Annotated in this window: 7 protein-coding genes; 2 read left to right on the forward strand and 5 right to left on the reverse strand. The window is 48.7% G+C overall.

Annotated features, from left to right (window positions below):
• Positions 1-81: 81 nt before the first annotated feature.
• The 4 genes from ACFOTD_RS33325 to ACFOTD_RS33340 all read right to left on the reverse strand — a co-directional run bounded on the left by ACFOTD_RS33325 (position 82) and on the right by ACFOTD_RS33340 (position 6,219).
• Entirely contained in the window at positions 82-1,764 is a 1,683-nt protein-coding gene (locus tag ACFOTD_RS33325; protein WP_378124312.1) for a response regulator, read from the reverse strand.
• Positions 1,739-3,508: a sensor histidine kinase gene (locus ACFOTD_RS33330; RefSeq protein ID WP_378124313.1), complete on the reverse strand. Its 1,770-nt coding sequence runs from the start codon at positions 3,506-3,508 to the stop codon at positions 1,739-1,741. Before ACFOTD_RS33330 ends, ACFOTD_RS33325 begins: the two co-directional genes overlap by 26 nt.
• Positions 3,509-3,748: 240 nt before the next feature.
• Entirely contained in the window at positions 3,749-5,494 is a 1,746-nt protein-coding gene (locus ACFOTD_RS33335; RefSeq protein ID WP_378124314.1) for a sensor histidine kinase, read from the reverse strand.
• Positions 5,491-6,219 (reverse strand): response regulator transcription factor, encoded by a 729-nt coding sequence (locus tag ACFOTD_RS33340; protein ID WP_378124315.1) that lies wholly within the window; start codon positions 6,217-6,219, stop codon positions 5,491-5,493. Before ACFOTD_RS33340 ends, ACFOTD_RS33335 begins: the two co-directional genes overlap by 4 nt.
• 350 nt (positions 6,220-6,569) lie before the next feature.
• Between ACFOTD_RS33340 and ACFOTD_RS33345 the strand changes: the two genes are divergently transcribed.
• Both ACFOTD_RS33345 and ACFOTD_RS33350 read left to right on the forward strand, forming a co-directional pair.
• Entirely contained in the window at positions 6,570-7,262 is a 693-nt protein-coding gene (locus tag ACFOTD_RS33345; protein ID WP_378124316.1) for a M23 family metallopeptidase, read from the forward strand.
• 166 nt (positions 7,263-7,428) lie between these two features.
• Positions 7,429-8,235, forward strand: a complete 807-nt coding sequence (locus ACFOTD_RS33350; protein WP_378124318.1) for an alpha/beta fold hydrolase — start codon at positions 7,429-7,431, stop codon at positions 8,233-8,235.
• Positions 8,236-8,440: 205 nt separating this feature from the next.
• Here ACFOTD_RS33350 and ACFOTD_RS33355 read toward each other — a convergent pair whose 3' ends face one another.
• Entirely contained in the window at positions 8,441-8,896 is a 456-nt protein-coding gene (locus tag ACFOTD_RS33355) for a hypothetical protein (RefSeq protein WP_378124319.1), read from the reverse strand.
• Positions 8,897-9,243: the final 347 nt, after the last annotated feature.

Here is a 9,243-nt window from a genome sequence, read left to right on the forward strand (position 1 = left end):
ATCGTAAGTATAAAATACTAAAAAAGCGGAAGCTATTTGCCAATCTTGCTTTTACCTTGGCATCTTTTGCGCTGTACGGTATTACTCGTTTGTGGCATGAAACTGATCTCTATATTCCTGCGGAGTCATTTTGAACATTTTTTTGAACGAGCGGTTAAATTGAGGCGCTGCCTCGTAACCTGCGCGAAGCGCTATTTCTTGAATTTTCATAGTCGAATGTGCCAGCTGCGTTTGCGCATTTTTCATTCTTTGTTCGGTGATATAGTCCGATAGCATTTTGCCCGTCATCCGCTTGTACAAGCGGGATAAATACGTCGGACTGCGATGAACTAACGTAGATAACTTGGTTAGGGATAGATCTCCCCCGAGATGGACTTGGACATATTGATGGATGGAGGTAATCAGCCTTTGGTTTTGTTCCTCGGGAATGGATTCGTATCGTTCGAGCAGATATTCGGCAACCATGGCTAAATATGAAACGGCGTCGCTCCATGATCCGTGCGCATCATACTGCGTCGTTTTCCCAAGATCCACCTTGCTGAATAGCTCATCGAACAAATCAAGCCGGATCGCATAGGAAATGAAGCTGAGAGATACCCTGTAAAACATCTCCAGCTGAAATTTATATCCGGACAATTCATCTAAGCTCATCAGCTCATCATAAAGTTTGCTGAATTTCTCTTTTTCTCCACGAGCTAAGTATTGCTCAAGCAACTCTAACTGTTTTTTAATATGTTGAGACTCAGAGAAGTAACTGCGCCTCTCCTGGTCCATATTCAGTCCGAACTGTTCACGGTCTTGGATTAGCAACTCTTGCCCGTTATTGGCGTCATGGCCGAGCAAAGCCTTTAAATAGTAAAATTGAGCGCCAAGTCCGAGCCATTCGACAGGATCCCGACCGATGACGAGAGAGAGCGATATTTTCAGCAACTTTTTGCAAGTCTGTTGCACAGCCTCCAAAATGCTGTATACTCTTGTTTTCATTTGTTCCCATGCCCGTTGTTCCTGATCCTTATCCCAACTGTCTCTCGTTAGAAATTCCCTGGGCTGCAGAAACCAAATCAACTTATTCGATTCGAACGCAACGGATACATGAACGATCGTCGGGGCTAAATATTCCTCCGCAATGTTCTGACAGGCATAAAGAAGCAGCATACGGTCGGTTTCGCTGGCCTCCTCCTTCCCCCCGTCTACTCTGCCCGTCACAAGAAATACCCGTGAGCTTGATAACAAGGGGATTTCCGACTCCTCAAACCTTTTTTCGATATCCTTCGGAGAAATCGAGGAATCGCGCATCAGGTCGAATAGCGTATTGCGTTGCAACGCGGGAATAGCCAGCTGAAGCTTCTTTCTGGCGCTCAGGATATAGTCGGCACCGTTTTCTACCTGATCCACTTCCGCGAACGCTTTTTCCACGGCCGCCAGAATGACGTTGTCATCTTCGTTTTTCAGCACGTAATCTACTACGCCGCCTGTGCGTATGGCATGACGAGCGTATTCGAAGTCGTTGTATCCGGTAAGAAAGATTATTTTACACCTTGGCCAGCTTTTAATGATTTGCTTATGTAGCTCAATCCCGCTCATTCCCGGCATGCGGATATCCGAAAGCACAATATCGATTCGAACTTTCTTTAGACAATCCAGCGCTTCGTTGACGTTGTACGCGAGATAAGTCTCAAGTTCCAGATGCGCAGCTTCACGAATCATAAGATCCATGCTGTTTACGATAAGAGGTTCATCATCGACGATTAATAGGCGATACATCTGAATTCTCCTTTTCATTAGGGATATATATCCGAACCAACAAGCCTCCCAATGCGCTATGCATGATCTCTAGCCCACCGCGTTCGCCATATTTCAGCTTTAGGCGGCGATGTATGTTAATAAGCCCCGTCGTCTCTATTTCATTTTCCAAACTTAGCTTTGCGATCATTTCCGCCATTCGCTCTTCCGTCAAACTCGCGCCGCTATCCTCAACCGAAAAATAGAACCGATCCGAATCCGCCGCGAATCGAATTTGCAGCCTTCCTTCCGACATGATATCGCTGAGTCCATGCTCGTAAGCGTTTTCGACAAGAGGCTGCAAAATCAAGCGTGGAATCATAATCCCCCGAAAGCTCTCGGGAAACGGTTCAAACTCCACGATGATTCGATTGGAAAACCGGATATTTTGAATTTCAACATACGACCGGACATGGTTTACTTCATGTTCGAAAGGAACCTCCTCCAGTCCGTTTCTCGTAATATAGTGAAAATAATCCCCAAGATTTTTAGATACCAACTCCGCTGTTTCATTCTCGCCATGCTTAATGAGGCGGTGAAGAATAAAGAAACTATTGTAGAGGAAATGGGGGGTGATTTGCATCTGCAGCTGCTTTAATTCCGACTGCTGCAGCCTGATCTTCTGTACGTAAAGCTCGTCGATCAGCGTCTTCAGGCTCAATACGGTTCTTTCGAACCGATTAATGATATATCCGAATTCATCTCCGCGATTCGATGTAAGAACCGTTGCAAGATTGCCTCCTTCAACGCTTCTGAATCTTCTTACCAGTGACTGAAGGGGGCGATGAATCAATAGGTAAATCCCGTAGGAGAAAAGAATAACGATAATAAACGAACTGATGACAAGCATCCGGAACCAAACGCCATATGTTTTTAACTGACCTATAATGATGTTCTCCGGAAAATAAAAGAGAAGCGATGCTTGCAAAAACATTGATTTTTCGTAAATGACCATGTAATTTTCTTTGCCCACGGAAACTTGCTTCGTAAATAATGCCGATTGCTGCGTAGGCTCTACTATTTTTGATCGGATGTCGGCTAGCCGCTCGGGATATTTATTATTGGCAATCACCCAGTTGTCGTTGAAAAAAATAGCTCCTCCATCTTGAGGGAACGAATTCAGCGCGTTTGTTAGCGCTTCCATGGACAATTCGATATTTTGAATAAATAACGGAGACTTATCTTGCTTCATCTGGTTGTTCGGATAGGTTAAATTCAAAAAAAGACGCCCCTGCCAGAAGGTGATCGGTATTCCGCTCGAATACGTCGCCTTCGCTATTTCCGTCGCCTCTTCCAAGGAGCGTGGCGCTTCTCCCCCGCTAGAGGTCGAAATCGTGTCGTTAAGCGAAGTCACGAATAAGCTGATGTCTTTAATATAAACGCTGGAATCTTTTAATGTAGTCAATTTATTCTTCAGATCGTTGATCGCTTTCGCACGTTGGTAATCCGTCATTATCGATAAAGAGTTACTCAGTTGCATAAGATCTTCGTCGTTAATGAATTGTTGCTGCGTTCGAATAATACGCTCCAGTTCCTTCTCGAGCGAAATGAAATAATAATGGATATTCATCGTAATCGAATTGGATATTTGACTTTTCACCTCTTGCTTGCCAAGTTCATTCATAACAAGGCTTAACGTAAATAAGGGCATCGTAATAATCAAAAAAGTAATAATAAGCTTTGGAAAAATCGGAATGTTATAGATCCTTCGCATTGTCCCCCTCAAAGTTGATCCGTCCTCCTTTTTTTTGTAATACAGTATACGACAAATTCCAGCTCAATAAATAAAATAAATGTTCTTAGCAAACGCCTGAAGACGCCCATGCTGGACGTATTATGAAAAACAAGCCCTCGCGACCGCGAGGGCTTGTTTTCTAGTAGAATGGGGAATTATGCCGGATGGTGCACGGATTAAATTAGCATAGCCAAAGCAAACGCCCCGCGCACCGTGACTTCCGTGAGGCAATCACGCCCGCCAACTAATCCGTATGGACGTCCCCTCCACGCCGTTATCCAATTCGATGGTGGCGCCCAATGCCTCGGCCAGCCCCTTGCTCACGGCCATCCCGAGCCCCGTTCCCTCCGTGCGGCTCTCAGAGTCGGTGCCCCGATAATAGCGCTCAAACAGCCTGCGCTGCGTCTGTTCGTCCATGCCTTCCCCGTCATCGGAGAAGGTAATGATCGTTGTACCGTCGGTCTTGCTCGTTTCCAACGTAATGGTCAAGGTGGTGCCGACGCCGTTGTGCAGCAGCGCATTGGCAACAAGATTATCGACGATCCGCTGCAGCCACGGCTTGTAGATCGTTAAGTAAACGGGCTTGCCAGGCACAAACCGAATGACGCCCTGGCCGTATACCGGGTTTTGGGCGGCCTCGCTCAGGATTGCCTCCAGGAAAGCATTCATCTCTACGATCACCCGCGACGGCGGCTTCTGCCCGCTGCGCAATAGATACGTTAAGGTAAGATCGTTGATCAGAGCATCCATGTGCGAGGATTTATCCAGAATCACGCGGGCAAAAGCGCGGACTTCATCGGTGGACCATTCGTAATCCTCGGTTTCGAGCATATGGGCATAGCCTTTAATCGAGGAGAGCGGCGTCTTCAGGTCATGGGAAACGCCCGCGATCCATTCGTCCCGTACCTGCTCCGTCTCTTTCTGCAGCCGTTCATTCCGGTGAAGCGTACCGGATAACGACTCGAGCGAATGAATGACATCGCCGTAAACTTTGTATTTGCCTCTGGTCTTGCCGTGACGCTGCTTGCTCTTCGGTATGCCGTGCGTATCCGCCGGCTCTACGTATTGCCCTTTATCCAGCAGACGCAGCCAGTTCAAGACATGCACGACCGGAGCGCCCATCCGATGTCCAAACAGATAGGACAGGAGCAGCAGCAGCAGCATGGCTCCCGCCACCAGCACCCCGATCCCTTTTGCAAGCAGGAAGGCTGCCGGCACTAATACCGGCTTCTCCCCAGGCTCGTAACCAGGCAGCGCAATGCTTAGCATCCATGTCCGCTGAGTCAGCGGATCATATTTCGTTACGATCTTCGAGCCGTACCGCTCCGGATAGCTGGCTCTAAGCACCATTTCCGTCGCGGAGATCCGATCGATCGCTCCTTTTTTGGGCTTATTGGCGGCGGCGACTTCCTCCCCGCCGGCATTCAACAGCTGCAGCCATGCGCCTCTCAGCTCAAGCTGCCGCATCAGCTCTGCGGGCAAAGCGAACCTGCCCTCGCGCGCTTGACCGGCTTCAATCAGCGACGCAAGAAATTCGTCATCCTTCGTGCTCATGCCGTACAGCAGCGTATGGGTTACGCCGTCCTTTTCCCCGACCCAGATGGATAACCGATAAGGAAAAGGCAGCTCGCCCGTCCAATACGCCGTCAGTTCGCCCGGATTATACGCTTGCGGCACATCCGGCGGCGTAAAGAAGGCGTCCGTTACCTTGCCGTTCTCATCGATACGCTGGAGCCAGCCCCCCGTACGCTCGATCATTCCGATCAACTCGGGGTCGAATCGCCAGTTATCGCCTTCGGCGCGAACCGTATCGACAAGCCTCGATAGCCCGATGCTTCGAAAATCCTGCTGCTCTTGCATTCTGGCCAGGTCCTTAACAATCCACACGAAAACGATGCCCGCAAGCGTAAGCAGCAAAACGCCGAAGCATGCGAGCCATCCGATTAACCTTAAGCTAAGCCGCCATTTTACGTTCATAGCAGCGCCCCGGGAGCTGCCACCATTTTATAACCAAGCCCTCTTACGTTTACTAAATACTGCGGCTGCGCCGGATTAGGCTCGATTCGCTCGCGGATCCGGTGGATATGGACCATCACGGTGTTATCGTCGTTCACGCTATGTTCTCCCCACACCCGCTCATAAAGCTCGCTTTTCGTAAAGACGCGATTGGGATGCTTGCATAGAAACAGCAGGAGTTGAAAAACGAGTGAGGGACAAACGACGGGTTCCCCGTTCACCCGAAGCTCCGCAGCCTGCTCGTTAATCCGGAACCGGCCATAGTCAAGCACCTTCCCGACCCTCCCGGGCTGCGCTTCGGATACCGACGGGTCCTTGCGCGACCGGCGCAGCAGAGATTTAATTCTCGCTACGATCTCCAGCGGGTTGAAGGGCTTGGTCACGTAATCGTCGCCCCCCACGGCAAAGCCCGACAGCTTATCGAAGTCCGTCGTTCTTGCGCTGAGAAATAAAATGGGGGCATCGGTCGTTTGCCGAATCAGCGGGCATACTTCAATACCGCTCATGCGCGGCAAAGTAACGTCGAGAAGCAACAGGTCATACTGCTTTTCTCTGCATAAGGCAAGCGCCGATTCAGCTGTCGCGGCTTTATCAATGCGCTGAAACCCTTCCTTGCGCAGCACGGTTTCCAGCAATTGAAGAATGGCCTGTTCGTCGTCGACCAAAAGAATGGCACTGTCGTTCACCGGTACATCTCTCCCAGATCAATCGTTGTACGACTATTTTAACATTGCCGGTCGATGAATATATTTTTCGTCATCAAAATTAAGATATACGTAAGAATGTGTTTTCCTTCTTGTAAGAGTCGTCTCTTATGATTGAAGAAAAGAGATACATACACGGAGGCGGAGAAAAATGTTCAAATACAAACCCGAAGAAATCGGGCAAGCATTGCTCGATAAAGATTATGAAGGCGTGTATGGGCAATTATCCGGCGATTTCAAATAACAATTCACATTGGAGACCTTTCGCGATACCGGGAACGAGCTTCTGAAGAATGTGACGGCTTGGACGGCGACGCCCACGCTGTATTTAAATGATTATAAGTACCATACTTGGATCGATCAGGCCGCCAAGCATCGGCTTGAGGTTAGGCAGCTTGCCCGATGGCGAGATCGTTACGCTCCAAGTCGTTCAGCTGGAGAGCTTCCCTGCCTCCGACGCCGTCAAAACGAAGCACGAATACGCGCTGCCGTTAAAAAGCGAATGGTTCGTATTCTGGGGCGGAGAAAATGCGCTGACGAATTACCACTACGATTATGAAATGCAGCGATACGCTTATGATCTCATTCAAGTGAAGGATGGCTGCTCCTACAGCGGGGATCAGGCCAAAAACGAAAGCTATCATGCATTCGGCCAAGAAATCGTTGCCCCGCGAGACGGCATCGTTGTACAGGCGGTCAGCGACATCGCGGATAACGAACCGGTCGGCACGATGAATGCGGATCAACCGATCGGCAATGTCGTCGTCCTGGACCACGGCGCCGGGGAATACAGCTTTCTGGCCCATTTGAAAAAGGTATCCGTCGCAGTCGGCGTCGGCGATGTCGTGAAGAAAGGCGAGTTGCTCGGCCTTTGCGGAAATTCCGGCAACTCCAGCGAAGCCCATCTGCACTTCCAAGTGTCCGATAGCCCGGACCTTTTTAATGGAAAATCCATTCGGATCCATTGGGAGCACGGCCTGAACCCGCAGCAGGGAGATACGCTAAACAGAGGAATCGGGGAATGAAAAAATGAGAAAATGGCGTAAACGGTTGTTAAAGATTTTTGTTGTCGGCGTTTTGGTTATTGTCGTGATCGTGGGAGCCGGCGCGATTTATGAACAAGCAAGCGTCCGGAAAGATTTAACAACATACACCCCAAGCGGCCGGCTATACGAAGTTCATGGGGATAAAATGCATGTGTATGCCGGCGGCCAAGGGGAGGTAACGGTCGTTCTGGCTTCCGGTTGGGGCACGGCCAACCCGTATGTCGATTTTTACCCGCTGTATGAAAAGCTGGCGCCGCATGTCAAATTCGCGGTATACGACCGGTTCGGGTACGGATACAGCGATACGACGGACAAGAAGCGCGACATCGATACGATCGCTGGCGAAATACACGAAGCGCTGCAGGCTTCCGGCCAAAAACCGCCTTACGTGCTGGCCGCCCATTCGCTTGGCTCTCTGGAAACGCTCCGGTTTGCGCAGAAATACCCGGACGAAGTAAAGGGCATCGTGATGCTCGATGCAGGCAGCCCGGAATTTTACTACAACGATACATTCGATTCCGCAGGGGGCTTTTTGAATAAGCTGCTCATCAAAACGGGCGTCATTCGGCTGCTTTTTCACTCGCAAGCTGTCATTGATAACTCGCGCGCAAGCCGCAACGGCTTGAAGTTCGTGCCGGACGAACTGAAGCAGATCGATCTGACCGGCGCTTTGCTTAAGCTTCAGAATGCGAATATGGACGACGAGCTGCGTCAAGCCCGGAGCAATGCAAAGATCGTACTGGACGACAAAAAGCCCTTCGACCTCCCGCTCACCGTGCTGACGTCCGATTATTCAGGCGTTGCCGATGAAGATTGGGCGCGATACGAAAAGGAATTTACCTCCTGGTCCTCGCAGGCGAAGCAAGTCGTGATCAAGGATTCCGAGCATTATATCCATCAATATCGCCCTGATCTCGTCGCGGATGAAATACTAGCCGTAGTTAAGCGGTAAGCTAATCCGTTCCATCTGGACGCCCACTCTGTCAGCATGTACGCCGTCCAGCGCCATTCGCTCCATGTAGGAGGGGGGAACCTCGACCTGCAGAAAATATAAAGATGAGCTCCCCCACGTAAAAACGTCGAGGTCATGTTGACAAGCCATTAGCTGCTATAACTGAACAGCCTGCCGGATCTCGCCGGCAGGCTTTGTAATTGAACTATTGTCTCCCGAGGGGACTGTAGTCGTTTTGATAAAGCATATAAGAATGATCAATGAGGGTGAACCGTCCTTCGGGAAGTTTTACATTTAAAGCTTGATTAATTAAGATAGCCTGAAATTTATGTAGGTCTTTGAAAGTAACATTTTCAAAGTTATATTTTTCATTGGGCCATCCTTTATTAACATTAAACAGACCCTTCATGTCTTCTTCGGTTGCTAACCCCCCCATGCAAAACTTCAACTCTTTATAGAGTGAGATTAATAACCGGACAAACTCATCAAATTCCACATCTCTAATAGCTGGCTGATTCCACTCTAGAGCATCTTCTTTAGCTCCGAAAAAGCACATTGAAAATGATAATATTTCCGAACTTATTTTCTCTACGAACAGTAAAGCCTTCCGTTGTCGGACGGTGTGCACAGTTAAGTTGATTTCTATTCGATGGATGATCACGCTGTCGGGATCATCCTCATCATAAGGATAGCCCTCGTAAAATTGCTGAATATATTCTGGCGGGTTGAGGACTTCTATTTTAACGTTAATATTACTCAATTTAGAAATGACTAATTCGATTTTCGTTGGTTCATTTAATAAAAAGCTAAGTTCTAAAAACGGTCCACCTTGTAACCAGCTCGTAGATATTCACCTCACAACACATTCGGATTCTCAATAACTATATAGAACGCAATTAACAAACGCACATCATCACGCCAATCATCAAATCGGGTAATGAAATAGTAAATAAAACCTGGTGGCGATGAAGATGAGTAGTGAAAACATGGAGCAATTAACCACAGCTA

The organism is Cohnella sp. GCM10012308, from assembly GCF_042649185.1.
Classification (GTDB): Bacteria; Bacillota; Bacilli; order Paenibacillales; family Paenibacillaceae; genus Cohnella.